The following is a 22,648-nucleotide window of genomic DNA, read 5'->3' on the forward strand; positions in this document are numbered from 1 at the left end:
TCACGACCACCATCGATCTGCCCAGAGTGGGAGAACTGGCATGAATGTTTTGGTTTTTGCTTCCCGCAAGGGCGGTTCTGGAAAGAGCACCCTTGCCGCGCATTTGGGGAGCTATATGGCCGCGCATTCTCAGCCGACGCTCCTGATTGACGCAGACCCGCAGGGATCTCTGGCCCTTTGGCATAAGGTCCGGGACACAGGGGATCTTTCGCTCCACGTCGGCACCAAGCATCTCGCGGCCACATTGGCCAAGGCGCGGCGCGATGGAGTCGAATGGGTTTTGATCGACACGCCGCCCAATGCCGAAACCGCAGTGGCCGAGGCGATTTGGCACGCAGACCTTGTCGTGGTTCCAATGCGTCCGGGGCTGTTCGATGTCGACGCCATTCAGGCAACGATCCAGGTCTGCCGTGAGCTGAAGAAGCCTTATGCAGTGGTGATCAACGCCGCGCCGGCCAAGAATGGCTCGGATGACCCGATGGTTAGGGACGCTCGAGGGGCGATGCAGGCGCTCGATGTTCCTACATGGGGCGGTCAGATTACTCATAGCCCTGAACTGTCGCTCTCCCTAGCCCACGGCGCCGGTGTTAACGAGTTCAGCTCCACGTCACCCGCATCAGAGGAGATCGGCAACCTTTGGCGAGCGCTCACAAGGAGCTTTGAGGCAATTGAGGCTATGACGGGCAAACACGCTCAATCCGCCTGAGCGTGTTCAGCCGATGCTCGGGTCCTAGTCCGTTATGATGACCCGCGTGATCTTGGGCGGCGCTGCCATGACTCACCAAATGCACAGGCAACAGGCGATCTCGGTCTACAAACGGCAGACACCGGCGGTCGAGCAGTTTACCTGCTCACCGCATGAGTGTGACACGACGGACCTGTTGCTTTCTCGCCCTTGATCCGGATCCGCGACAAAACCAGCGAAGCGGCTGAATAAGAATCTTTACAGGAAGTTCGTAGCCGGTGCCATGGCAGAGCCCTCTCACAGGGGCATAGTCACATTAATCGAGATACCGTCGGAAGACACCGTCAACTTAATTGAAGGGCTTCATTGCCGGACAAGTCATTAGAGACACAAGCAACTGCTTAGGCCACATTCAAGCGAGCTTGATCATGGTGTCGCAGAGGTCGGTTTCACAGTCGTTCTTGCTTGCATCCGGTGGCAAACGATCCGACTCCTGGAACATCAGCCTTCAGATTGATTCCCGGAAAACCGCATGTGCAATTGGTGGACGGATCGTCGCGCGCGCGACGTTGTCGAGGACGATTTGGCACGAGCCAAATCCGCATTGATCTCTATTCGAGTTCGGCTGGACAAGCAGGGCAAAGAGAAGGCTCGGGCCTGTGGCGATGTTCTCATTCATGTCGCCCGAATGCTGTCAGATGGATTCAACATTAGTGTGTCAGATGCGCTAAGTGGACGTGGTTTGCGCACTGAGGATCTGGATGCTGCGCATCATGATCTTCAGCGCAGCGTGCAGAGATGCCGGACATTCCTCATCGAGAACTCGCCCTGTTACGAGATGGCGGATGACTTGGTTAATGCCTGTTCCCTTCTCCAGCACATCTATCGAATGCGGTTCCACTCGGTGATGGCTGATCCCAAGCTGCGACCTGCGTGCGAGGAGGTCGCGCAGAACCTTGTCCTTCTGGTCGGGACGCTCCCACGACTAGGGGCAAAGCAGAACCAGTCCAGCAGGCGCCGTGGGGCTCCGCGGATGGCAGCGTGATTCAGATCACCCGGCTCGTGCCGACCCAAACGCAATGCCGCGTTTCTACTCATCCAGCTCAAAGCGATGGGCTTCCGGGTCGACGACGTGCCACTCAGCTCCCGGTCGGCGTCGAGGTCACGCCGCCCGGATCGACGGAGATCAGCCTGGACTAGCGCTGGCTGGCCCGTCTGGGACCATTCGGACACTGCCGGAGCCCGCACGTGCTGGGAAAGAGCGGAGATTGCTGCGGGGCGAGCCTGCTCTTGCCGTTGATCAGCGCCCAGAAGAGACGCCAATCCCTGTGAATCCCGTGGAGAACGGGGACAAGCGGGAGAATTGTCATCAGCCATTGCTCGCAAAGGCCCAGAAGTCGTTCTTGACTCTGTGAAGCAAAACCTAAGCAGGTTCGGAGGCGCAGCAGCACAGTGATGCGCCATCACTTTCGCTCCATGACGGCCGGAGGGTGATCCTGGACCTCCCCGGCCGTCCAATGACGAGAGGAAAAGCCCATGAGCCCGTCGTCACAATGGACCTTGTTCCTCGCCCGACCCGGAAGAGATCGGCAGCATGTCGTCCGGGATCCGCAAGGCGAGCCCCGGCTTCTCTTTGGCGAAGATGACGGCACGCGGATCAACGATCGTCTCGCCAGGTACATTGTTGAGAGCCTGAATGCGGGTCTCGATCCGGAAGACCCGGACCCGGACGAGGGCTGGTTCCTGGATAGTCTGAGCGACGGCGACGAGCAGGATCCGGCCCTTCTCATTTGCGACCCGGATTTTGAAGTCAGGCTTGAGATCCTCGACACGGACAACTTCGAAGAGGATCAGGCGCTGGGCCGACGAGTTACAGCGCTCATCAATACCTATCTGCTCCAGGAGGACAGCTCACATCCAAGCGTGTCCTCCTCCGGTTCTCGGACGGAAAGGGAGCCATCCAAGTCCAGTGTCTGAGTGTTTTGAGGCCGGTTGTGGATGGCATGCTTCAGCCACAGGCGGTTCCGTCTACGCCTTCTGCGCACTTCACTCTCACGGGGCATCTGGCACTTTGGCGGGGTTCAACCTCAGTCAGAGATGCTCCATGAGACCACTCATCTGCGCCGCTTTGGCAGCCTGCGGCCTCCTCCTGTCTGCCCCGTTGGCCTTCGCGCAGAGCGCGACCCAGCGCGGCGAGTACTTGGTGACCATCATGGATTGCACCGGCTGCCATACACCCGGCACCTTCCTCGGTAAGCCTGACATGCAGCGTCCCCTGGCCGGCTCGGAGGTCGGCTTCCAGATTCCTGGCCTCGGCATCTTCTACCCGCCTAACCTGACCCCTGATCCCGAGACAGGGCTGGGCCGGTGGAGCGAGGCCGACATCATCACGGCGGTGCGGACCGGTGTCAGACCCGACGGTCGCCAGCTGGTGCCGATCATGCCGTATCATTCCTACGGCAAGCTCACGGATGGGGATGCCAAAGCTCTGGCAGGCTATCTCAAGAGCCTGAAGCCGGTCAGGAACCAGGTGCCCGGTCCGGTCGGGGCCAACGAGAAGCCCTCAGCGCCTTACCTGACCGTTGTCATGCCCCAGTAGCCGCTTGGAGCAGAGCCCCCAAAATCCAAAAGCCGGCAGTCCCCAGAAAGGCGCAGGAGACATCAGATATGCTTGAGGCCGAACTGCAGCGGCTGCGCGCCGACAACACCGTGATCGCGGCACTGCTGACCGAGTTGGAGACGCACCTCGCACTGCCGCTCCCACCGGAGCCGCCGTTTCAGGTCATGGCGGATGTGACGGCCCTGCAGGATCAGGTTTATGCCATGGCCCGCATGGTGGGAAACATGAAGCGGATGATCCGTGACAGGATCCTGCAACAGACGCTCGCAGCCGACTTTGCTCCGCAAGAAGAAAAGATCGAAGCCCTAGGGTAGCTCCATAGTGGCTTGGGACAGAGCGGGTCCGTGACCTCTCTTCCCTATGGATATTCCCCCTCCAGCGTGAAGCCGGCCTTGAGCACGCCCTGGTAATGCTGAACCTCGCCGTTCTCCACGTGCCCGCGTGTTTGCACCACCTCAAACCAGCGCAGGTTGCGCAGGGTCTGGTCGGCACGCTTGATCGCCGTTTGGATTACATCCTCGATGCTGTTCGTCGACGATCCCACCAGTTCAACGACTTTGTAGACGTGGTCGGACATCGTAGGCTCCCCTCCCCTGTTCAAGCTCACAGCTAGGGCGGACACCCCTGCCTGCGAGGCGTCCCAGCTCTCAACGGTCGGCGAGGCAGGCCGATCAGGAGCATCGACGCGGCTGGCGCAATTCCATGGTCGAGATGTTCCCATAGGTGTGAGGGAGCAGCCGCTCGAAGCTGCGGCGCACCGTGCCGTAGCACTCGCAGGACGCTCTCTCCAGGCCGGCCCGATCGATCACGGTGATCACGCCCCGGCCCTGCCGGATCAGTCCCGCCTCCTGAAGCGATCTGGTGATGCTGCTCACCGTGGAGCGCTGTACGCCCAGCATGTCGGCCAGGAACTCGTGCGTGAGCGGCACGGTGTCCCGGTCGAGCCGGTCGTGCATGCTCAGGATCCAACGACAGCAGCGCTCCTCGACGCTGTGGACCGCATTGCAGGCCACGTTCTGTAGCACCCGGGCCATCATTGCTTCGGTAAAATGCAGTACCAGCTGGCGCACCTTCGGGCGGGTGCTGATGACCTCGTGCAGGCACTCCAGCTCGATCCGCGAGGCGGTACCGTCAGCTTGTACGATGGAGCGCCCGAAGGACTGGCGGGCGGTCATGGAGCTGACGAGGCCCAGGCCCCCTTCCCGGCCATAGACCGCCATCTCGGCCGAGCGACCGTCCTTCAATACGGCCACCAGCGACACCACCGTGTCATGGGGAAAGATGGCATGGCGCAGGGGATCGCCGGCCTCGTACAGCACCTGATCCTGCTGCAGGCTGACCGCGTGCAGGTGCGGCTCCAGCGCCGCATAGTCATCAGGCTCCAGCGCTGCCAGGAGGCGGTTGGCCCGGTGATTGATGCGTGGAGCTGGAGCAATGGCCAAGATATGAGATGTCATGCTCCAAGCTAAGCAGCGGATGGTCCTGAAGAAAAGCTAGAAATCACACGGGAGTGAGCAAAGCCATCGCCCGATGGGCTGCTCCGATCCCTCCGACAGGGGCATTGCCACGACCATGGTATGCTCTCCGATGTTCGAGCGACGTTGAACAGCCGTCACTTGGTGGTTTTGGCGACCGGCGCAATCAGCTTCCGAGACAAACCCATCACAGCCACCAGCTCTGTGGCTGAAGATTGGGTTGTGCTGCCTTCAGCTGAGATATCCCATTCAAGCACACCAAATGTTTACTCTGGCGGCTCAGGATGCTTTCACCGGGCCTGACGCGAACCATGTCAATCCGGTGCGGAGCTCTACCCTCCGCTCAACGCTCTGGTTGAGGTTTCAGACAGCCCTTAGCCAGGGCGTTTTTCTTTCAGGCCTGATCTAGCCGATCGTGCACCACGCTGCCACGCACCATCCGTGCCGCTTGACCCTTCAATCCATCAGCCGGCCCATCTCAGCTGCGTCGCGACAGCTCTCGGACGGGATCTCGTCAGCAACTTAGGAGCGGTGGATCCCGGCGGCAGCCAGCCTCGCCTCCCGGGCCCTGATGCGCTCGCGGTGGGCCGTATAGAGGCCACTCGCCGCAATGACCGTCCCGCCAGCGAGGGTCATGCCGCCCGGAACGGTTCCGAAGACGCCAAAGCCGAGCAGCCCGGCGAACAGAAGCTGCACGTAGGAGAACGGTGCGATGATGGACGCTGCGGCCTTGCGGTAGGCCAGGATGATGAGCCAGTGGCCTGTGGTCGAGCAGCTGCCCATCAGGACGGCCAGGCCGATTTCCCCGGCCGTGGGCGTGCGCCAGTGAAACGGCACGAAGGCGGTCAGGGCGAGCAGCCCAATCACCGCCGACCATGCCAAGGTCGCCTCGGGCTTTTCGGAGCTCATCAGGCGGGTGGCGATGGCCGCCACGGCCCAGGCGAGCGCCGCACCGATCGGCAGCAGGGCGGCTACCTGGAAGGCCGAGCCGCCGGGCTGGACAACGAGCATCACGCCAAGAAAGCCCACCGCTGCCGCGGCCCAGCGCCGGAGGCCGACTGTCTCGCCGAGAAGCGGGATCGAGAGGGCGGTGATGAAGATCGGTGAGATGAAATTGATTGCTGTTGCCTCCGCCACCGGGAGGTGCCCCAGTCCGAGGATGAAGAGCACGGCTGAGCCGGCCACGGCCAGCGCCCGAATGATCTGCAGGCGCAGGCGCGGCGTGTGCAGCGCCTTCACGCCACGTGCAACGAAGACCGTCGGCACAACCACCAGGCAGAAGACGAGGTAGCGCAGCCAAGTCACCTCGATCGCAGGCAGCGTACCGGTCAGGACCTTCGCGGCGACATCCCCCATGGCAAAGAAGACGGTCGCTATGACGGCCAGGCCAATCGCGGCGAAGGTCGTGTCCTTGGCAGGAGCGGCGCCCCTCGCAACCGAAATTGCAGGAGCACCGTCGGCCAGGGATGGACAGTCCGCGACAGCGGAGACGGAGGGAGGAGGACTCATGTGGGCCTGGCGGATCTCGGCGAGAGCTTGGGGTTTCAGGCGCTCTTTTTGCCCTAGCAACATGAGTCGTCACTGCTGAATCATGCGTGAATTGGGCTTCGATCCTCGCGCGGGGCACCCCCGCGCCGGGCGCATGAATCTCGCGCCGCAGCCCCACCGCCACGACAAAATAGCCGGTCGGATGGATCAGGTCCCAGTATGGCTTTCGGCCGTTGTCAGGGGCACGGTTCCGGCAAATTGGCCCCATAATCTTCGAAGCTGAGCCGCATTCCTGACAAGGTTAACTTTAGGTTAACAGCTTCCCGTTAGGGGCAACTGCGGGCCGGCAGGCTGTGTCTTGGGTCTTATGATGAACCAAGACACAGCCTTTACATCCATTAGCAGGGGAACAATGCATCTCAGATCAACTGCCATGAGGGTTTTTACGGATAGACCGGCATCGATGATCTGATAGTGATCTGGGAGTATTCTGTGACGGTTGATTGAATGCCTGGGTTTGTTGCCGATCTGGACGATGAGATGCTTCGCCACCTGGTGGAGACACTGACCGAAAGCGGACAGGCGGTCTGCCTCTATGATGCCGAAGACCGGCTGCGATATGCCAACAAGACCTACCAGGATCTGTTCGTGGGCGACTATGAGGGCCCGTTCACCTTCCCGGACATCCTCCGTTATGCGCATCGGCACGGCCTTGGCGTGAGGATCGACGATGGCGATGTGGAGGCCTTCATCGCCAGAACCCTCTCCCGGCGCCGGACGGCTCCATGCAAGTCCTTCCAGACCGACCTCGTCAACGGACGTTGGTTCTGGATGGATCATACCATCCTTCCGAACGGCTGGTTGCTGACAGTCGGGGCCGACATCACGGCGCTGAAGCACGATGAGCGATCGCTGCGGCAGGCGCACGACGCGGCGCTTCTGGCGTCCAGGACCGATGTTCTCACAGGCCTGCCGAACCGCCGCTACATCCTTGAGATCCTTGATGAGCGTCTTGGAGCGGACAAGCACGAGGGCTCCAGCCTGTGTGTCGCGCTGATCGACATTGACTGGTTCAAGGCGATCAATGATCGCTATGGCCATGACGTCGGCGACGCGGTGCTTCGGCACTTCTCGCAGGTCTGCCGCGAGAGGCTGAGTCCCGAGATCTCGATCGGCCGAACCGGAGGCGAGGAGTTTCTGATCGTGTTACCAGCTTCCAGTCTTGGGGCGGCGGCCCGAGCCGTCAACCAACTCAGGACAGACTTCCCACCTGCCGTCATCGGAGAGTGTGCGGTTGAACTCGTGTACACATTCAGCGCCGGAGTAACCGCAGCCCTGCCGCAGGATACGAGAAGCTCCATTCTGCAGCGCGCGGATCGAGCTTTGTACGCTGCGAAAGCTGACGGCCGTAACGGCACGAGAATCACGTAGACAGAATGAAGAAGCTGCTATGCTGTCGAAATGGCAGCCGTATCAAACTGGCGGTGAGCGCTGATGGCGCCAGGATGCGGGATGGAGGCGCCGCTTCCAGCGCTCGCTGCGCGGCAGTTGACCGGCGGCAGCCAGACGCTTGGTCAGCCTACGCTCGCTTAAACTCGACGGGACTTCCATCGACGGTTCAATCATCTCTGCATAGGGTGCAGGCTTCACTTCTGGCGCTGGTTCGGGCGCTTGTGCCGGTTCGACAACTGCAGAGGTCTTTTTCCTGACTTTCCGTGCCTGAGACTTCGCACTCTTTTCCGAAGCAGGCTGGGTGTCATGCGTAGACGGTGGGACCTTTTCAACAGCGGCAGCGGTGGCAGTTGGCAAGTCGGCTTCAGCATGCACTGGCGGTTCCGCAGGTTCATCATTCACGTCTTCAGATGCAGCGCTCAAATCGAACTCCATCTGTTCGCGCGTCGTCTCCCCTGATGAGCCCTTGCGGCGGGCAGGCTCAGCAGAATCCGATCGACTCCACGTGGGTTCGACAATGCTCGGCAGAATGCGCGGGGTTGTCACTGGTTCGGCAGCTGTTTGAGACTCCGCAGTCTAGGTCACGGCTGAGGTCTCGTCCAGCGGTACTGCGAACAGGCGCCGTGGCGGAAGGTGGGAACGCTGGCCTTGGGTGCGGGATTTCTTGATCTCGACAGAAAAGGACTTCTGGGGACGCTTCATCTGATCAATGGCTTTGGACTGGAAATGATTTGGTATGGGTGCCGGATTGATGAATGGCAGGATAGCCTCGCCTCGTGGGGTCGATCGGCCATCCCCGCACTTCCGATCATATCCGGGGATATATGACCTGTTCTGGCAAAGAGAAGCGCCTCGTGCCTGGCAGAGGCGCTTCCCTTCCAGGGAGATCGGCTCCCCAGCCGTTCCTTCAAGGACGTCACCAGAATGCCCGATGTCGATCGCTTTGGCTGTATCGCCATGGGCACAGGCATCCGAAAGATGCAGTCTCAGAGCCCGGCCAGCAGCAGGCTCAGGCCGATCAGGGCAGTAAACGAGACGACAAACCGGATGGCGGCCTGGGTAAAGGTCGGGGTGGCTGGCGCAAAGACAGGCGCTGCGACCTCTGTCGGCGGCATGATGAAGACCTTCGATGAATTTGGCGAGTTCTGGAAATGGACGGAAGAGGCGATCACGTCATGTCGCGCGGCCCGCGCTATGTGTCCGATTTCTGCGCTGATGTCTGTCGCCGGCAGGTCACACGGCGGGTCTGGATGCGCCTGATCCGGTGGCCGTCGAAAGCAGCATTGCCGAGCGCTCAGGATGGCCGACATCCCAGACGTGCGTCATGCCCTTGGCACACCAGCGCCCCGGTCGAGATTTCGGACAGCGTCGCGGCTGGGGCGCTTCTCTCTTACGCACCCTGATACGCACCCTGAGACGCGGTGCCTCGGTTGTTGGTCGTCACGTTTGGATGGCCGAGCCAGGCGCACAGCTCTTCCAGCGATGGGAAGTTGTGCTCGATGTCCAGGAAGGGCCAGGGCCGCTTGCTCCGGGGCAGATCGTCCAGCAACTCGGCAGTCCACGTGTAGGGTTGTCGCGAGCCGTTCCTGACAACGCTGGCAACGATGGTGTCGTGCAGAAAGAGGTCATAGGCGCCGGGCGCCAGCTGGATCAGGCGGTAGGTCATTCTGGATTCTTGGCAGAGGCACGTTGTCGATCAATCCATTCACGGGCCTTGGCGAGCACAGCCTCACGATCCGGAGCCAGGATCAGGGTCGGGCGCTGCTTGGGCAGGGCCACAAACGCCATCCACTCCAGCCCACTTGCGCTCAGGCGGATGTGATAACCCTGGTGTTCCACCAGATCGGCGTCTTGAGGGTGATGTGGATCGGTCATCATCATGGGCAAGTTCTGTTTTATGCGAGGGACGCGCAGGCTCGTCGTCTCCCTTTCCCGATGGGCTGGATCAATGTTGGTGGGCCTGGAGGGACTTGAACCCCCAACCAGACCGGTAGGAGCGGCCGGCTCTAACCCTTGAGCGACAGGCCCTGATCCGAACAACCAAACCGGACCCTTGGCCTTTCGGCTACACCAAGAAGGAAATATCGGGCAAGAGAGTATTCGTCCTCAGACGGATGCGGCCTGCCGCACTCCCGGTTCTGGCGCCGGGAGTGCATGCGATTCAGAGCCTTCAGGCGCTGGGCCGAGCAGCCTCAGGAGACCTGATCGTCTGGGTGGCCTCTTGAGCAATCTGGGCCGAGATCTGCGCGAGACGCTGGCTGTTTCCGAGCATCTGCTCAACATTCTGGCGCACGAGAGAACTCTGGAGGCTCACGAAGTCCGGGATGGAGCGGCAGGCCAGAAGATCATTCATGCCATCCAGGTTCTTCAGCAGGCGCTCCCGCCTGAGACCGAACCATTCCAGCGCAACCGTGCCGGTGCCACGAGCCAGAATTCTGTTGAAGCGGGCAATGGATTGCAGGTTCTGCAATGCATGATCCAGCAGGTTTGTGGCCGCGTGACCGTGACGAGCCGAGATCGCGGTGGCATGGTCGACGATCTCTGAGGCGGCCTGCAGGCTGTCCTGAGCCGTCGCTTCGATCTCCTGCTCGACGGCCTCGACCGCCGCGAGCAGGTTGCCATTGGTGCGCTGGGCCCGTTTGGCCCTCGGGCGCCGCGCCGGCGCCTGGTCGTTGGCATTCCGAGCGGCCTCGGCGATGTCCTCCTCGACCTTCTCGACCACAGCTTCAACCTCATCTTCGTTGAGGACCTTCAACACCACAGGCAGCAACTCGTTCTTGTCGTTGCGGATATGTTGCTGAAATACCCCTCGTAGCTCTGCGACCTTGGCCAAGAATGCATCACTGTCCTTCGGCACCGTCCCGAGCTCGGCCAAAAGCGACTGGGTCTGCCGGTTGTCGTCGCGCGCGCCACGGACGAGTTCGGCGGTCTCAGGATGGTTCTCCAACACCGGAAAGAGGTGCTGCTCCTGCAGATTGGCGAGAAGCGCCAGCTCCTGGCTCAAAGCTCCGAGCAGCTGTTCACGGGTCTCGAGGGCCTCATTGGCGGTGCCCAGCAGCTGGGCGAAGAGTTCGTTGGCGCGATCAGGTGGAGTTTGGCCGATGGTTCGATTGGTCATCATTCCTCGCAAACAGGGCGGAGGATCCGGCCTCATCGGCTGCACAGAGTCTGCAGCGGAAACGGGACCTGGATCTCCTCGGGTGGTGAAAGAAGGCCGGACAGGTACGCTGAACTGGGCAGGCAGGCTTTGTGAGATCGGCGATGCTGCAGGACATCTTCGTGCTCACGAAGGGCTACGGTTCATATCGCAGCGCAGCATGGGGTGGCAAGCACGGTTGCGCCAGTACCAGGGAAAATGGCTTGGTGGAGCCAGAATAGTCAATTTGTGCGATGCACAATAAATCTTGACATCCATTGTGCTTTGCACAATAAGAGAGCGGCCGAAATTACGAGCGACCACCCTCATCACAGGGCCAATGCCCATCCAGGAGACCCCCATGAATCAGCAGTTCGATGCCGTTCAGAAGCTCGGCAAGGATAGTTTCGACGCCACCGTGAAGGCATTCGAGGTTGCGTCCAGCGGGACGCAGGCGATCGCTGCCGAGACCGCCGACTACGCCAAGAAGTCGTTCGAGCAGAGCGCGGCGACTTTCGAGAAGCTCGTGGGCGTCAGGGCGCTCGACAAGGCGATCGAGATCCAGACCGACTACGTGAAGAGCACCTATGAGGGGCTCGTTGCCCAGTCGACGAAGACCCGCGAGCTCTACGCCAAGCTCGCCCAGGACAGCTTTGCACCGTTTGGCGCCCTCTACTCTGCCGCGCAGTCGACTTTCGCTCCTGCAAAGCCCGCATCGCGCGCAAAGTAACCACTCCTCGTCCGCTGGTTCAGAACACCCGGCTCGCCGCTGGGTGTTCTCATCCTCTTGCTGCGCTGTTCGGTCGTCCTGATCCAATCACGCACATGCCGAGCCTGACCGAACCGCTGGCGAACCACGCAGTTGGACGGGGAAAGAACCGATGATAGGGCCTTGGTTCCGGTTGGCGCTGGATACAACCCTTCTCACCCTCGAAGCGCAGAGTGTGATTGGTCTGCGCCTGTCGCAGATCGCGACGGGCCAGAGTTCTCCGGCTGAAGTGCAGTTGATGGCGACCGAAAAGATGCTCGCCTTTGTCGACGCTGCGACGGCTGTTGCGACTGGTGGATCGGCCCACGAGATTGTGGGAGTTTACCGCAAACGCGTTCAAGCCAATGCATGGCGTCTGACACTGACTTGAGGAGCAATGGGCGGCGAACGCATTTTTAGGTGCTGTTGGTGGGGATCCCATTGGCCGATGAAGGCTGCGCTATCGACTCCATCGACACGTTCCATTCACGTGAGTGGCATACCTCAGCCAATCCCCGACTAAAGTTGCGATGCTCGGCCGTTCGCTTTTCGCTAAAACGCATCAGCGCCCGTTGAAGCCGAGACAAGAAAAAAGCCGGGCGCAAAGCCCGGCGAAAGTTAAGGTCCGACAAAGTCAAAACCTTCCAGAGGGAACGGCCGATACGGCAGCGCCGGGAGGAAGAAGGGTTCTGTCGCAACTCCGGAACAGGGGCGAGAAAGCATCAGGTGCATCGTACTGCACTTATGCGGCGAGCAGGTGAAACTGCTCGGCGAGCAATAGCGGCTGATTGCAGGCATATTTCGCCTGCTGTTTGCGCATCATATGGATCAGCTCGATGCCACCCAGGATCACCCGAGCGCTGTCGGCCGACTTGAAGCCGAGCATCGGACGCACGCGGCATTTGATGGCACGGTGATCCTGCTCGATACGGTTGTTGAGGTATTGACTCTGCTGGATCCTGATCGGCTTGAGGCGATGTCTTGAACGATCCTGCAGACGGCTCTCGGCATCACACGACAGGATGGCTTCCCGATTGGTCTGGCTGCCGTCGATGACGATCCTCTCGGGCCGGCCGTGCCGCTTGAGCGCCTTGCTCAGGAAGCGCTTGGCAGCAGCCAGATTGCGCCGCTCGCTGAACCAGAACTCGACCGTGTCGCCGTTGCTGTCGATCGCCCGGTAGAGATACATCCACCGGCCTCTGACTTTGACGTAGGTTTCATCGACATGCCATTTTGGGCTGACCGCCCGCTTGTGACGGTTGAACCGTTCGAGCAACAGGGGCGCATAGTGTACCGTCCAGCGGTGGATCGTGGCATGGTCCACCGAGATGCCGCGCTCGGCCATCATTTCCTCAAGGTCACGCAGGCTCAGATTGTAAGCGAGATACCATCGGACGCAGAGCGGGATCACCGACCGATCGAATTGCCTACCCTTGAACATCGCACGTCACCCTCTCTCGCCATCGCAGGACATAGCCTCGCGGTAGGAAAGAAAGAGTTGCGACAGAACCGTCACGAATTGTTGAGTCTCGAGCTAGGCGAGCATGCTAATGGCGCAGAATAGCCGACCCACTCAGGGATGACATTGGGTTCTGACGCGTCTCTCTGAGATCGGCTACAGCGTCAAACAGCTTAGAGTCGGCTCTGGGTCACGGGCAGCCCTTCAGCTTAGCCGTGTAAAAGTCAGCTTTTCGCTCCTAACCTGCCCGCTCTCCGACTGTCGTGAATGTTCCGCTGGCCGTTAACAGCCTCCTCCCCTACTCTCATCAGCACCGCAGAAGCGGCATAGATTTCAGCAAGGCTTCGCTGATGTACGGGTGGGAGCAAGAACAGCAGCTTTAGTTCCCTCCTCATCTCCGCATTGATGCTGTAAAGGCGGTAAAGTCGGCGCAGAAGACTCCATCGACAACTACAGATCGCTAGCCAGAGGGCCAGAGATCTAACGGGCCCCCGTACTGCCCTGAGGCTATCGCCGTTAAAGGCGTCTCGGCACAGTCGTCTTCCTAAAGGAACCGGCACTTTTTAGGCTGACGGGAGCCTCGGAGGTGTTGGCACCTAGCGCACTTCTGCTCGGCCCTTATAGTACGAGCATTCCCTCTTTGATGAATCGTTGCCTCAAACCTTGTCCTGGGCTTCGGGCTTCCGCGATCCGCCGTGCAGTTGACGGTTGCCCCAGCTCTGCAGCGCCCGTTGTGTGATGCTAGTAATCTTCCATGCACCTTCGGCTTTGCCGAACCGGAACTCGTAGGCCCCGCATGAATGATAGAAATCCTCACCTTCCCCCTTGAAGTCGCGGTCGAACCTCAGGATCAGGTAGTTGCAGCGTCCCCGCACGCCCTCCGGTTCGCTCGACAGAAGCAGGTTGGAGAAGCTGTGATGCTTGGCCAGGGTGTCGACTGCATTCCGCCGGCGTTGAACGAACTCGGTGCTGCTCATGGTGCTGGGCTGCTCACGGCCTGACGAGGCATAGTCAATGAAGACCTCGGTCGAGAGGCAGCTCTGCATGGATGCCCAATCCCGCTCGTCGAAGGCAAGGAAGAAGCGGCACAGGACATCGTTGATCGCGATGTGATCGAGAGCGTCCAAGGTTTTCATACCTGTCATCCTGTGTAGCGAAGCGAAAGTGGTTGGCGCAGGTACCATCACTGCATGTCGAGCCTGCTCACGACGCCTGCTGAAGGCCTGCGGCTCTCCGCCTCGGCGGACATTCGGTCGAATTCACAGAAGTGCACGAGGCGTCGTTATGGATCCTTTTTGCGGGTGTTCCCCCTCGCCTCTTGATGCGTTCACGGTCCATGCGGGAAGATCGTCTCCTCTCGCATGGAACCGGCAGCGCTAGTGGTCCCATGCCATCTTGAGGCCAAGGCGCATCGTTCGAGGTGGCTCATCCATCAATCGAATGAGTTAGCTTCAACCGAGTCACTAACCAAGGCCAAGCTCTTTCAGGATCGCTGTGATACGGGCCTGCTCCTCCTTGATGAAGGTCCCGAACTGGGCGGAGGGCATGTAGAGATCGACCCACTCCCGTTCCTGGAGGAGTTTCTTCCACGACGCGCTTTGCACCAGCTTGGCGACCGCCGCTTCGAGCGCTTGCTTGTCCTCCGCACTGACGTTCGGAGGAGCCATCAGGCCGCGCCAGTTGACCAGCGTGGCGTCAACACCCTGTTCCCGGAAGGTCGGAATGTCGACGCCGGGCAGGCGCTCCGGTGACGAGATGCCGATCGGCCGGAGCTTGCCCACCTTGAACTGGCTTGCGACCTCGTTGAGGCCGCCGGTCGCAACGGTGATCTTGCCGTTCATCACCAGCGGCAGCATCTCGCCGCCGGTCCCAACGGGAATGTAGTTCATCTTCTTCACATCACCGCCGCCCGCCTTGGCGACTAGGCCACACAGGACGTGGTCGGGAGAGCCATGCGCGAAGCCGCCCCAGGTGACCGATCCGGGGTCCTGCTTGAACTTGTTCACCAGGTCCGTGACGGTCTTGATCGGCGAGTCAGCGGCCACGAACAATGGCTGGTACTCGCCCTGAAGGCGGGCAAGAGGGGTCGTCTGCTCAAGGGTCACCGGGGACTTGTTGATGACTGGTGCACCCACGAGACCGAAGCCGGCCACCATCACCGAGGGGTCTCGATCCTTGGCGTTGATGAACTGGGCCAAGCCGATGGTGCCGCCGGCGCCCGGCACATTCTGGACCTGCACGCTGGTGGCGATCTTTTCTTTCATCAGCACATCCTGCACCGCGCGGGCGAGCTGATCGTATCCACCGCCGGGACCAGCAGGAGCGGTGATCTTAAGGCTTTTGAGCTCTTGCGCCCATGCCGGCAACGCCGGCAGAAAGCCGGCTGACGCGGCGGCAAGGAGGGCTTTGTTGAAGCTGCGACGATCTAAGGTCATTTCCCGTCTCCCATGGTTCTTGTTCTGCACATCACGTTGGTTGATCATGCCCTCGAGGGGCGGCAGTGCTCCGCGAGGGTGGGTGGAGAGCCGGCGAGTCAGCGAATTCGCTGCTTTCGAGTGCTGGCTTACGTGTTCAACGCTTTCGCGGGCCGCATCCGATCAGGCCATGTACTGTCCGCCATTGACGGACAGGGTCGAGCCGGTGACGAAGCCGGCCTCGTCGGAGGCCAGGAACAGCACGCTGCGGGCGATCTCCTCCGCCTCGCCGAGGCGGCCGACCGGGATGAGCGGCAGGATCTTCGCCTTGAGCACCTCTTCGGGCACCGCCTTCACCATCTCGGTGGCGATGTAGCCCGGCGCGATCACGTTGACGGTGACGCCCTTGTTGGCATTCTCCTGCGCCAGTGCCTTGGCGAAGCCGATCACGCCGGCCTTGGCGGCGGAGTAGTTCGCCTGTCCCATCTGGCCCTTCTGGCCGTTGATGGATGAGATGATGATGATGCGCCCAAATCCGCGCTCGCGCATGCCCTCGATCACCGGGCGCGTGCAGGTGAACATGGAATCGAGATTGGTGCGGATGACGGCGGACCACTGATCGAAGGTCATCTTGTGGAACATGCCGTCGCGGGTGATGCCGGCGTTGTTGACCAGGATGTCGACCGGTCCGAGTTCGGCCGCCACCGCCTTGATCCCGCTCTCGCAGGAGGCGGCGTCGGAGACGTCGAACTTGAAGACCGGAATGCCGGTCTCAGCTTTGAACTGGTTGGCGGCTTCGTCATTGCCGCCGTAATTCGCGGCAACCGTGTAGCCTGCGTCTTTCAAGCCTTTCGAGATCGCGGCACCGATGCCGCGGGTGCCACCGGTGACCAATGCAACGCGCGCCATGTGATTCTCCTTCTGACGGTTCATCCCTGGGGATCGCTCTGGATCCCATGTCAAAGCAGCCCGGGTTGATCCCGGGCTGCTGATCGTTGGTCTTACCGCTCGAGGCACATGGCGACGCCCATGCCGCCGCCGATGCAGAGAGTGGCCAGGCCCTTCTTGGCGTTGCGCCGGCCCATCTCGTGCAACAGGGTCACGAGCACGCGGGCGCCCGAGGCGCCGATCGGATGGCCGATGGCGATGGCGCCGCCATTCACGTTCACGATCGACGGATCCCAGCCCATGTCTTTGTTGACCGCGAGCGCCTGGGCCGCGAAGGCCTCGTTCGCTTCGACGAGCTCAAGATCGGACACCTTCCAGCCGGCCTTTTCCAGCGCCTTGCGCGAGGACGGGATCGGGCCGGTGCCCATGATCGCCGGATCGACGCCGGCGGTCGCCCAGGAGGCGATGCGGGCAAGCGGGGTCAGGCCGCGCTTCTCGGCCTCGGCCTCCGTCATCAGCACGATGGCGGCCGCGCCGTCATTGATGCCCGAGGCATTGCCGGCCGTGACCGTGCCGTCCTTCGAGAAAGCCGGCCGCAGCTTGGCGAGAGACTCGACGGTGGTGCCGGCGCGGATGTACTCGTCCTGATCGACCACGATGTCGCCCTTGCGGGTCGCGATCGTCACCGGCGTAATCTCGTCCTTGAAGCGGCCTTCCTTCTGCGCCGCCTCGGCCTTGTTCTGGGAGGCGGTGGCAAACTGATCCTGCTCCTCGCGGGTGAGCTGCCAGCGCTGGGCCACGTTCTCGGCGGTGTTGCCCATGTGGTAGCCGTTGAAGGCGTCCATCAGGCCGTCTTTCAGCATGGTGTCGACGAGCTTGAAGTCGCCCATCTTGGTGCCGGCGCGCATATGCGCGGCGTGCGGCGCCAGCGACATCGATTCCTGGCCGCCGGCCACGATGATGCTGGCATCGCCGTTGGCGATCTGCTGCATGCCGATGGCGACCGTGCGCAGGCCGGAGCCGCAGAGCTGGTTGAGCGCCCAGGCGGTCTTGTCCTGCGGCACGCCACCGGCCATGGCGGCCTGCCGGGCCGGGTTCTGGCCCTGGCCGGCAGTGAGGATCTGGCCGAGGATGACCTCGTCCACGTCCCCGCCTTCGACCTTGGCGCGCTCGAGGGCCGCCCTGATGGCAACCGCGCCGAGCTCATGGGCCGGCGTGTTGGCGAAGGCGCCGTTGAACGAGCCGACGGGGGTACGCGCCGCGCCGACGATGACGATGTTAGTCATTGGTCCTCTTTCGTGGTGTCGCTCAGAGATTGCTTTATGGTGCCCGCACGTAGCTGTCGGACATATCCTCGGCCAGACGATCCATGCTGCTGGCGAAGTGGTGCGGATCGTTCATCTTGAAGTCTGCTCGTGGCAGTGCGTCCGATCGTGCTTTTGCTGTCATACGGTCGCCCTGCTAAGAGCACGGTCCCGTCCAAGAAGCCGCCTTGCGAAAGGCAGCTGCATCGCACCTGAGGCTCAATCGGTGACTGCTACCTGACGAAACGCTTCACGGTGATAGGTGCGGAGCTTGTCCCGGACGTGCCGTTCGAAGAAAGGTAGGCCGCGGGCTGAAAGATCACGGGTGATCTTTCCGACAATGTCATCATCACCGTCGACCTCGAAGTCGGCTTGGTGAACCTCAGTGGCATAGGAGGAAAGATCGGCGTTCGACAAACCAAGGAGGCGACCAGCCCAGAGGCCGGCGAGAACGTTCCGACGCGCGATCACGCTGTCACGAGTGTCGGCATCGAGACACCAGGATGGCGAACTCTGATTGAAAGTCGTTGTGCCTGTCACATTCATCGAAGCTCTCCCTCAAAGGTTCAGCCATCAGCCCCTTGGACCTGACAACCGGTGTGTCACGCAACGAGCCTGTACACGCCTCACCTGACATGAACCTGACAAAAACCGCGAAATCTTGCAGGTGAGCCATGCGTGGGCGCAACGTTTCAAAGGCTTGCCTCCAGCTCCAGGTTGCATATGTCGTAGCTTCAAGACGGGCGACGTTCTGGCCCGATCACCAAGCATTCGATGATCGGTCTAAGCCTTTTGTTTATTAAGAGAACCCGACAAGCGGGTCATACGCTCAAGGAAGCGCTCGGGCACCCATCCAGCTCCAGGATTGTCAGGTGAACCGATGAAGCAGACCGACGACGATGTGGACGAAGTCCTCGCCGGCATCAGGCGGAATACAGCCATTCCGATCCAACGCTTCTTTGACTCGGTCACCGCGGCACGGCTCGAGGAGACGACAAGCCGGCAGAACAGAACCCCAATCGGTTCATCAAAGCTTGGCCGTTCAGGCACAGCCCGAGGACCGCGCAGGTTGTTGGAAGCTATAAGCTTGTCGCTGAAGAGCGCCTTGCGGGCAGAAACGTTCGCTCGTGTCGTCCGCCGAGTCTGCAGGCACAAGTAGATCCCGGTATCAACGATAGTGCGGTTGAAGATCTCCCCGTCTGATCGGGCCCTTCCTGCGAAGACGGATCCGGCTCTCGCATCAGAGAATCCTGCCAAACCTGTGCGCTGCCTGCATTTGCCTGCGCTGCCTGTCCCGGAAGTTAGTCAGGTTGCTGTCAGGTTCATCCCATAGGTCGTTGCCCGCGACTGCACAAAGCAGCCGGTGAGAACCTCAGCCATCCTGGGAGGATGACCCATGATCAACTTCCGCCCGAGCCTGTCACAGGCATCGATCGTTGCTGCGACGGTCCCTTTCGCCACTTCAGCCTTAGCGCCCGCTCGGATCTTGTGATGTCAGGGAGATGCCAATGTCAGACGTACAGCAGATAACGATGCCCGGAGCACAGCCCCGCGTGCACATCGACATCGCGGGCCTCGCCATCGCTCTCATTCTCCTGGCCCTGGCCGGCCTGGTCTGGTGGGACATGACCAAGCTCCAGCTTCTGTCCCCCTATGATGTCGGCCCGAAAGCCATGCCCGTGATCGTCTCGTCCGGGCTTGCCCTTCTGGCGGTCGGCAACGGGATCAGCGCCTTCAGGGGTGATCTCCCGCGCCGGGACAGCCTCGACTGGAAGCCGATTGCCCTGATCCTCGGTGGGCTCGCCTGCCTGATCATCCTCATCGCCATTGGCGGCGGCTTCATGATCGGTACGGCGATCCTGTTCGCCACGACCTCAGCGGCCTTCGGTCGTCGCGCATTCCTAACCGATCTCCTGATCGGCGCCGTGATCGCCGTCGTCGTTTACCTGCTCTTCGCCAAGCTCCTGGCCCTGTCCCTTCCGGCCGGGCCGCTTGAACGTCTGTTGTGAGGCCTGTCATGGAAGCCTTTATGTCCCTTGCCCACGGTTTGTCCGTGGCGGTCCAGCCGATGAGCCTGCTGTTCGCGCTCATCGGCGTCCTTCTCGGCACGGCAGTCGGCGTTCTGCCTGGCATCGGTCCGGCGCTCACCGTGGCGCTGCTCCTGCCGATCACCTTCAAGCTCGATCCTACGGGCTCGATCATCATGTTCGCGGGCATCTATTACGGCGGCATGTATGGGGGCTCGACCACCGCCATCCTGATCAACACGCCGGGTGAAAGCGCCTCCATGGCGACCGCGCTCGAAGGCAACCTGATGGCCAAGTCCGGCCGTGGCGGTCCCGCGCTCGCCACTGCTGCCGTCGGCTCCTTCGTGGCCGGCACGATCGCCACGCTCGGTCTTACCTTCCTGGCGCCCTATCTCGTGGACATCGCCGTCAGCTTCGGCCCCGAAGACTACTTCGCCTTAATGGTCGTCGCCTTCGTCACCGTCTCGGCCACCTTTGGCGATTCTCCGGTCCGAGGCCTTACCAGCCTCTTCATCGGCCTGATGCTCGGGCTTGTGGGCATCGACATTCTCTCGGGCCAGTCGCGCCTGAGCTTCGGCGTGCCGGAGCTCTACGACAACATCGAGGTGACGACCCTGGCGGTCGGTCTCTTCGCTGTGGGCGAGGCGCTCTATGTGGCCTCCCGCCGCCACGTTCACGAGGAGAAGCTCGAGGCCGTCCGAGGCTCTCTCTGGATGACAAAGGAGGACTGGAAGCGTTCGTGGAAGCCCTGGCTGCGCGGAACCGCCTTCGGCTTCCCCATCGGTGCGCTTCCGGCCGGTGGCGCAGAGATTCCGACCTTCCTGTCCTATTCGACCGAGAAGCGTCTGACGAATCATCCGGAGGAATTCGGCAAGGGCGCCATTGAGGGCGTGGCAGGCCCCGAAGCGGCCAACAATGCGGCGGCCGCCGGCACCCTCGTGCCCCTGCTGACGCTCGGCCTCCCCACCTCGGCCACGGCGGCCATGATGCTGGCGGGCTTCCAGCAATACGGCCTCAACCCAGGTCCGCTGCTCTTCGCCGACCAGCCGAAACTGGTCTGGGGCCTGATCGCCAGCCTGTTCATCGCCAACGTCATGCTGCTGGTGCTGAATCTGCCGCTGGTCGGCCTCTGGGTCCGTCTCCTGAAGATTCCGCAGCCCTGGCTCTATGCGGGCATTCTGGTCTTCGCCACCATGGGCACCATCGCGGCCAATCCGTCGCCGGTGGAGCTCATCATGCTGACGATCTTCGGCGTGCTCGGTTTCCTGATGCGGCGGTTCGACTTCCCCATCGCTCCGGTCGTCGTCGGCTTGATCCTGGGTCCTGTAGCCGAGAGCCAACTCAGACGTGCCCTCTCGATCAGCCTCGGCGACCCGATGGTACTGCTCCAGAGCCCGATTTCGGCGACGCTCCTCGTCATCGCGTTGATCGCTCTCGTGGCCCCCTTCGTTCTCAAGGGACTTGGGCGCTTTAAGGCGGTCGAAGACTGATCTAAAGGTCACATCCCCGACTCCCCAGGAGCCGGGGATCCTGTTTGGGTCGTGTCACGATCGGAAGCGTCTGGAATGCAGGAGGTCAAGCCCGTGGAAGATATGACGTCGACAGTCCGTGAGGCCGTGATCCGGACGATTGCAATGCCCTCCGACACGAACCCGGCCGGCGACATCTTTGGCGGCTGGCTGATGTCGCAGATGGATCTCGCCGCGGGCAATGCCGCAGCACGACGGGCACGCGGCCGATGCGTGACGGTGGCAGTCGACGGTATGACCTTTCACAGTCCGGTGCATGTCGGAGACGAGGTTTCCGTCTACGCGGATCTGATGTCGGTTGGTCGGACCTCGATGAAGTTCAAGGTTGAGGCCTGGCGCCGCTCCCGTGATGGCGACGAGCAGGTCAAGGTGACAGAGGCAGTCTTTACTTTCGTGGCGATCGATAGCGGCTCCCGTCCACGTCCTATCCCGCCGACCTGATGAAACCTGGGGGCGATTTACGGTATGTCACTTTCAGGTTGTGTCGAACGGCGCCATTCACCCAAAAGACGCTGGCGCTTGGCGCGATCTTGGACAGCAAGCAGTTCCGGCCCGATGGTGATCGGCCGCAGAAGTCCGGATGTGCCCAACCAGAGCGGTCCGTCCACCTCCTCCGGAAGGGTCCCCTCAAAGCTGAAGAAGAACGAGGCTTCACGGCTTTTCTTCTGGCCTCGATCGGAGAGCAGGTAATCCAACAATCGAAAGGCAATTGCAGGGTTCCTGGACGAGCGCGGGATGAAGGCCGCCCGGCTGAGAACAACGGTGTAGTCCCGGGGAATGACGATCCCTATGTGGGCTCCACGTCTCTGAGCTCCGACAGCATAGGACCCGATCAGATTGTACCCGATGGCCAGGCGCCCGGCAGAGAGATCAGCCAGGAGATCGCTGCTACAGCACCGCATGACCAAGTCGGCCCGTCCGAATGCCTCAAGAAGACGCCCGAAGATGGCCGTGCCTCGAGCATCATAGGAGGCAAAGAGATAGCCGATCCCCGACTGGGCAATATCGTAAGACCCGATCTTCCCATTGTACTTTTCGGGCTTTGATCGAAGCAGATTGAGAAGTTCCACCCGTGTGCGCGGTACGTCTTCCGGAGGAACGAGGTCGCGGTTGAACACGATGACAGCCGGTTCGAACGTAAAGCCGAAGATCTCGTCGCGCCAGCGTGTCCAGGATGGCAGCTGAAGGGTCAGAGGCGAGCGATAACTCGTGCCACAGCCGTCATTGACGAGTTTAACCAGCTGATCAACGGACGACGAGAGGACCAGATCCATGGTCCCTTGCTTCGCATTGCATTCCTTTGATGCCTGATCGAACAGATCATTGGTAACGTACTCACTGTATTCGATCGTCACATTTGGTGCGAGCACCTGAAAGTCCCGGATCAAAGGCTCCATGGCGGAAAGGTCCGTCGCACCATGAA

25 protein-coding genes and 1 tRNA gene are annotated in these 22,648 nt (G+C 61.2%); 10 read left to right on the top strand and 16 right to left on the bottom strand.

The genetic code is table 11. The annotated features are described in order from the left end of the window. The first annotated feature begins 40 nt into the window (after positions 1–40). From JO965_RS43565 to JO965_RS43580, 4 genes are all read left to right on the top strand, one after another. On the top strand, positions 41–706 hold the full coding sequence (locus JO965_RS43565) for a ParA family protein (protein WP_203447799.1): 666 nt from the start codon (positions 41–43) through the stop codon (positions 704–706). A 1,515-nt stretch (positions 707–2,221) separates the two neighbouring features. Next, a complete protein-coding gene (locus JO965_RS43570) occupies positions 2,222–2,662 on the top strand; it encodes a hypothetical protein (protein WP_203447800.1) in 441 nt (146 codons plus the stop codon). A 127-nt stretch (positions 2,663–2,789) separates the two neighbouring features. Beyond that, entirely contained in the window at positions 2,790–3,284 is a 495-nt protein-coding gene (locus tag JO965_RS43575) for a c-type cytochrome (RefSeq protein ID WP_203447801.1), read from the top strand. Between the two features lie 68 nt (positions 3,285–3,352). Continuing rightward, positions 3,353–3,619: a hypothetical protein gene (locus JO965_RS43580; protein WP_203447802.1), complete on the top strand. Its 267-nt coding sequence runs from the start codon at positions 3,353–3,355 to the stop codon at positions 3,617–3,619. Between the two features lie 44 nt (positions 3,620–3,663). Here JO965_RS43580 and JO965_RS43585 read toward each other — a convergent pair whose 3' ends face one another. The 3 genes from JO965_RS43585 to JO965_RS43595 all read right to left on the bottom strand — a co-directional run bounded on the left by JO965_RS43585 (position 3,664) and on the right by JO965_RS43595 (position 6,352). Next, positions 3,664–3,882, bottom strand: coding sequence for a dodecin (locus JO965_RS43585; protein ID WP_203447803.1), 219 nt, complete (start codon positions 3,880–3,882; stop codon positions 3,664–3,666). A gap of 94 nt (positions 3,883–3,976) precedes the next feature. Continuing rightward, positions 3,977–4,762 (bottom strand): Crp/Fnr family transcriptional regulator, encoded by a 786-nt coding sequence (locus tag JO965_RS43590; RefSeq protein ID WP_203447804.1) that lies wholly within the window; start codon positions 4,760–4,762, stop codon positions 3,977–3,979. A gap of 540 nt (positions 4,763–5,302) precedes the next feature. Further along, positions 5,303–6,352 carry a DMT family transporter gene (locus tag JO965_RS43595; RefSeq protein ID WP_246777308.1) on the bottom strand — a complete coding sequence of 350 codons (1,050 nt, stop codon included), beginning with the start codon at positions 6,350–6,352 and terminating at the stop codon, positions 5,303–5,305. Between the two features lie 423 nt (positions 6,353–6,775). Between JO965_RS43595 and JO965_RS43600 the strand changes: the two genes are divergently transcribed. Continuing rightward, complete coding sequence (locus JO965_RS43600) at positions 6,776–7,699, top strand: sensor domain-containing diguanylate cyclase (RefSeq protein ID WP_246777309.1); 924 nt, start codon at positions 6,776–6,778, stop codon at positions 7,697–7,699. A 42-nt stretch (positions 7,700–7,741) separates the two neighbouring features. On the opposite strand, the gene JO965_RS43605 is transcribed toward JO965_RS43600, so the two are convergent. The 6 genes from JO965_RS43605 to JO965_RS43625 form a co-directional block, all read right to left on the bottom strand. Next, positions 7,742–8,155, bottom strand: a complete 414-nt coding sequence (locus JO965_RS43605; protein ID WP_203447805.1) for a hypothetical protein — start codon at positions 8,153–8,155, stop codon at positions 7,742–7,744. A 551-nt stretch (positions 8,156–8,706) separates the two neighbouring features. Next, positions 8,707–8,835, bottom strand: a complete 129-nt coding sequence (locus JO965_RS49125) for a hypothetical protein (RefSeq protein ID WP_256451958.1) — start codon at positions 8,833–8,835, stop codon at positions 8,707–8,709. A gap of 275 nt (positions 8,836–9,110) precedes the next feature. Next, positions 9,111–9,386, bottom strand: a complete 276-nt coding sequence (locus JO965_RS43610) for a hypothetical protein (RefSeq protein WP_203447806.1) — start codon at positions 9,384–9,386, stop codon at positions 9,111–9,113. Further along, the gene (locus JO965_RS43615; RefSeq protein WP_246777310.1) at positions 9,383–9,601 is read right to left on the bottom strand and encodes a hypothetical protein; all 219 of its coding nucleotides are present in this window, start codon (positions 9,599–9,601) and stop codon (positions 9,383–9,385) included. The genes JO965_RS43610 and JO965_RS43615 overlap by 4 nt, the downstream gene beginning before the upstream one ends. A 71-nt stretch (positions 9,602–9,672) precedes the next feature. Further along, positions 9,673–9,748 (bottom strand) — tRNA-Arg (locus JO965_RS43620). Positions 9,749–9,890: 142 nt separating this feature from the next. Beyond that, the gene (locus JO965_RS43625) at positions 9,891–10,841 is read right to left on the bottom strand and encodes a phasin family protein (RefSeq protein ID WP_203447807.1); all 951 of its coding nucleotides are present in this window, start codon (positions 10,839–10,841) and stop codon (positions 9,891–9,893) included. Positions 10,842–11,217: 376 nt separating this feature from the next. Here JO965_RS43625 and JO965_RS43630 point away from each other — a divergent pair, with 376 nt between their 5' ends. Further along, positions 11,218–11,586 (top strand): phasin family protein, encoded by a 369-nt coding sequence (locus JO965_RS43630; RefSeq protein WP_203447808.1) that lies wholly within the window; start codon positions 11,218–11,220, stop codon positions 11,584–11,586. A gap of 151 nt (positions 11,587–11,737) precedes the next feature. Then, entirely contained in the window at positions 11,738–11,995 is a 258-nt protein-coding gene (locus JO965_RS43635) for a hypothetical protein (protein ID WP_203447809.1), read from the top strand. A gap of 351 nt (positions 11,996–12,346) precedes the next feature. Here JO965_RS43635 and JO965_RS43640 read toward each other — a convergent pair whose 3' ends face one another. The 6 genes from JO965_RS43640 to JO965_RS43665 form a co-directional block, all read right to left on the bottom strand. Beyond that, on the bottom strand, positions 12,347–13,045 hold the full coding sequence (locus JO965_RS43640) for an IS6 family transposase (RefSeq protein ID WP_203447810.1): 699 nt from the start codon (positions 13,043–13,045) through the stop codon (positions 12,347–12,349). 674 nt (positions 13,046–13,719) lie between these two features. Then, entirely contained in the window at positions 13,720–14,199 is a 480-nt protein-coding gene (locus JO965_RS43645) for a nuclear transport factor 2 family protein (protein WP_203447811.1), read from the bottom strand. 327 nt (positions 14,200–14,526) lie between these two features. Continuing rightward, positions 14,527–15,498 carry a tripartite tricarboxylate transporter substrate binding protein gene (locus JO965_RS43650; RefSeq protein WP_203447812.1) on the bottom strand — a complete coding sequence of 324 codons (972 nt, stop codon included), beginning with the start codon at positions 15,496–15,498 and terminating at the stop codon, positions 14,527–14,529. 162 nt (positions 15,499–15,660) lie between these two features. Next, entirely contained in the window at positions 15,661–16,386 is a 726-nt protein-coding gene (gene phbB, locus JO965_RS43655) for an acetoacetyl-CoA reductase (protein WP_203447813.1), read from the bottom strand. 92 nt (positions 16,387–16,478) lie between these two features. After that, complete coding sequence (locus tag JO965_RS43660) at positions 16,479–17,651, bottom strand: acetyl-CoA C-acetyltransferase (RefSeq protein WP_203447814.1); 1,173 nt, start codon at positions 17,649–17,651, stop codon at positions 16,479–16,481. A gap of 237 nt (positions 17,652–17,888) precedes the next feature. After that, positions 17,889–18,215 (bottom strand): ATPase inhibitor subunit zeta, encoded by a 327-nt coding sequence (locus JO965_RS43665; protein WP_203447815.1) that lies wholly within the window; start codon positions 18,213–18,215, stop codon positions 17,889–17,891. 962 nt (positions 18,216–19,177) lie between these two features. Here JO965_RS43665 and JO965_RS43670 point away from each other — a divergent pair. The 3 genes from JO965_RS43670 (at position 19,178) to JO965_RS43680 (ending at position 21,666) form a co-directional block, all read left to right on the top strand. After that, on the top strand, positions 19,178–19,678 hold the full coding sequence (locus JO965_RS43670) for a tripartite tricarboxylate transporter TctB family protein (RefSeq protein WP_246777311.1): 501 nt from the start codon (positions 19,178–19,180) through the stop codon (positions 19,676–19,678). A gap of 8 nt (positions 19,679–19,686) precedes the next feature. Further along, positions 19,687–21,186, top strand: coding sequence for a tripartite tricarboxylate transporter permease (locus JO965_RS43675; protein ID WP_203447816.1), 1,500 nt, complete (start codon positions 19,687–19,689; stop codon positions 21,184–21,186). Positions 21,187–21,288: 102 nt separating this feature from the next. After that, positions 21,289–21,666 carry an acyl-CoA thioesterase gene (locus JO965_RS43680; RefSeq protein ID WP_203447906.1) on the top strand — a complete coding sequence of 126 codons (378 nt, stop codon included), beginning with the start codon at positions 21,289–21,291 and terminating at the stop codon, positions 21,664–21,666. Between the two features lie 17 nt (positions 21,667–21,683). Here the strand turns inward: JO965_RS43680 and JO965_RS43685 are convergent, their stop codons facing one another. Next, a complete protein-coding gene (locus JO965_RS43685) occupies positions 21,684–22,622 on the bottom strand; it encodes an ABC transporter substrate-binding protein (RefSeq protein ID WP_246777312.1) in 939 nt (312 codons plus the stop codon). Positions 22,623–22,648: the final 26 nt, after the last annotated feature.

The sequence above is a fragment of the Microvirga sp. VF16 genome, from assembly GCF_016864375.1.
Classification (GTDB): Bacteria; Pseudomonadota; Alphaproteobacteria; order Rhizobiales; family Beijerinckiaceae; genus Microvirga.

Bases quoted from the DNA above. Each gene is read 5' to 3' on its own strand.
- JO965_RS43630 (WP_203447808.1), top strand. From the start codon at position 11,218: ATGAATCAGCAGTTCGATGCCGTTCAGAAGCTCGGCAAGGATAGTTTC.
- JO965_RS43590 (WP_203447804.1), bottom strand. From the start codon at position 4,762: ATGACATCTCATATCTTGGCCATTGCTCCAGCTCCACGCATCAATCAC.
- JO965_RS43615 (WP_246777310.1), bottom strand. From the start codon at position 9,601: ATGATGATGACCGATCCACATCACCCTCAAGACGCCGATCTGGTGGAA.
- JO965_RS43640 (WP_203447810.1), bottom strand. From the start codon at position 13,045: ATGTTCAAGGGTAGGCAATTCGATCGGTCGGTGATCCCGCTCTGCGTC.
- JO965_RS43670 (WP_246777311.1), top strand. From the start codon at position 19,178: ATGTCAGACGTACAGCAGATAACGATGCCCGGAGCACAGCCCCGCGTG.
- JO965_RS43580 (WP_203447802.1), top strand. From the start codon at position 3,353: ATGCTTGAGGCCGAACTGCAGCGGCTGCGCGCCGACAACACCGTGATC.
- JO965_RS43665 (WP_203447815.1), bottom strand. From the start codon at position 18,215: ATGAATGTGACAGGCACAACGACTTTCAATCAGAGTTCGCCATCCTGG.
- JO965_RS43685 (WP_246777312.1), bottom strand. From the start codon at position 22,622: ATGGAGCCTTTGATCCGGGACTTTCAGGTGCTCGCACCAAATGTGACG.
- JO965_RS43660 (WP_203447814.1), bottom strand. From the start codon at position 17,651: ATGACTAACATCGTCATCGTCGGCGCGGCGCGTACCCCCGTCGGCTCG.
- JO965_RS43585 (WP_203447803.1), bottom strand. From the start codon at position 3,882: ATGTCCGACCACGTCTACAAAGTCGTTGAACTGGTGGGATCGTCGACG.
- JO965_RS43565 (WP_203447799.1), top strand. From the start codon at position 41: ATGAATGTTTTGGTTTTTGCTTCCCGCAAGGGCGGTTCTGGAAAGAGC.
- phbB (WP_203447813.1), bottom strand. From the start codon at position 16,386: ATGGCGCGCGTTGCATTGGTCACCGGTGGCACCCGCGGCATCGGTGCC.
- JO965_RS43610 (WP_203447806.1), bottom strand. From the start codon at position 9,386: ATGACCTACCGCCTGATCCAGCTGGCGCCCGGCGCCTATGACCTCTTT.
- JO965_RS49125 (WP_256451958.1), bottom strand. From the start codon at position 8,835: ATGCCGCCGACAGAGGTCGCAGCGCCTGTCTTTGCGCCAGCCACCCCG.
- JO965_RS43570 (WP_203447800.1), top strand. From the start codon at position 2,222: ATGAGCCCGTCGTCACAATGGACCTTGTTCCTCGCCCGACCCGGAAGA.
- JO965_RS43635 (WP_203447809.1), top strand. From the start codon at position 11,738: ATGATAGGGCCTTGGTTCCGGTTGGCGCTGGATACAACCCTTCTCACC.
- JO965_RS43605 (WP_203447805.1), bottom strand. From the start codon at position 8,155: ATGGAGTTCGATTTGAGCGCTGCATCTGAAGACGTGAATGATGAACCT.
- JO965_RS43600 (WP_246777309.1), top strand. From the start codon at position 6,776: ATGCCTGGGTTTGTTGCCGATCTGGACGATGAGATGCTTCGCCACCTG.
- JO965_RS43575 (WP_203447801.1), top strand. From the start codon at position 2,790: ATGAGACCACTCATCTGCGCCGCTTTGGCAGCCTGCGGCCTCCTCCTG.
- JO965_RS43645 (WP_203447811.1), bottom strand. From the start codon at position 14,199: ATGAAAACCTTGGACGCTCTCGATCACATCGCGATCAACGATGTCCTG.
- JO965_RS43650 (WP_203447812.1), bottom strand. From the start codon at position 15,498: ATGACCTTAGATCGTCGCAGCTTCAACAAAGCCCTCCTTGCCGCCGCG.
- JO965_RS43675 (WP_203447816.1), top strand. From the start codon at position 19,687: ATGGAAGCCTTTATGTCCCTTGCCCACGGTTTGTCCGTGGCGGTCCAG.
- JO965_RS43595 (WP_246777308.1), bottom strand. From the start codon at position 6,352: ATGTTGCTAGGGCAAAAAGAGCGCCTGAAACCCCAAGCTCTCGCCGAG.
- JO965_RS43680 (WP_203447906.1), top strand. From the start codon at position 21,289: ATGACGTCGACAGTCCGTGAGGCCGTGATCCGGACGATTGCAATGCCC.
- JO965_RS43625 (WP_203447807.1), bottom strand. From the start codon at position 10,841: ATGATGACCAATCGAACCATCGGCCAAACTCCACCTGATCGCGCCAAC.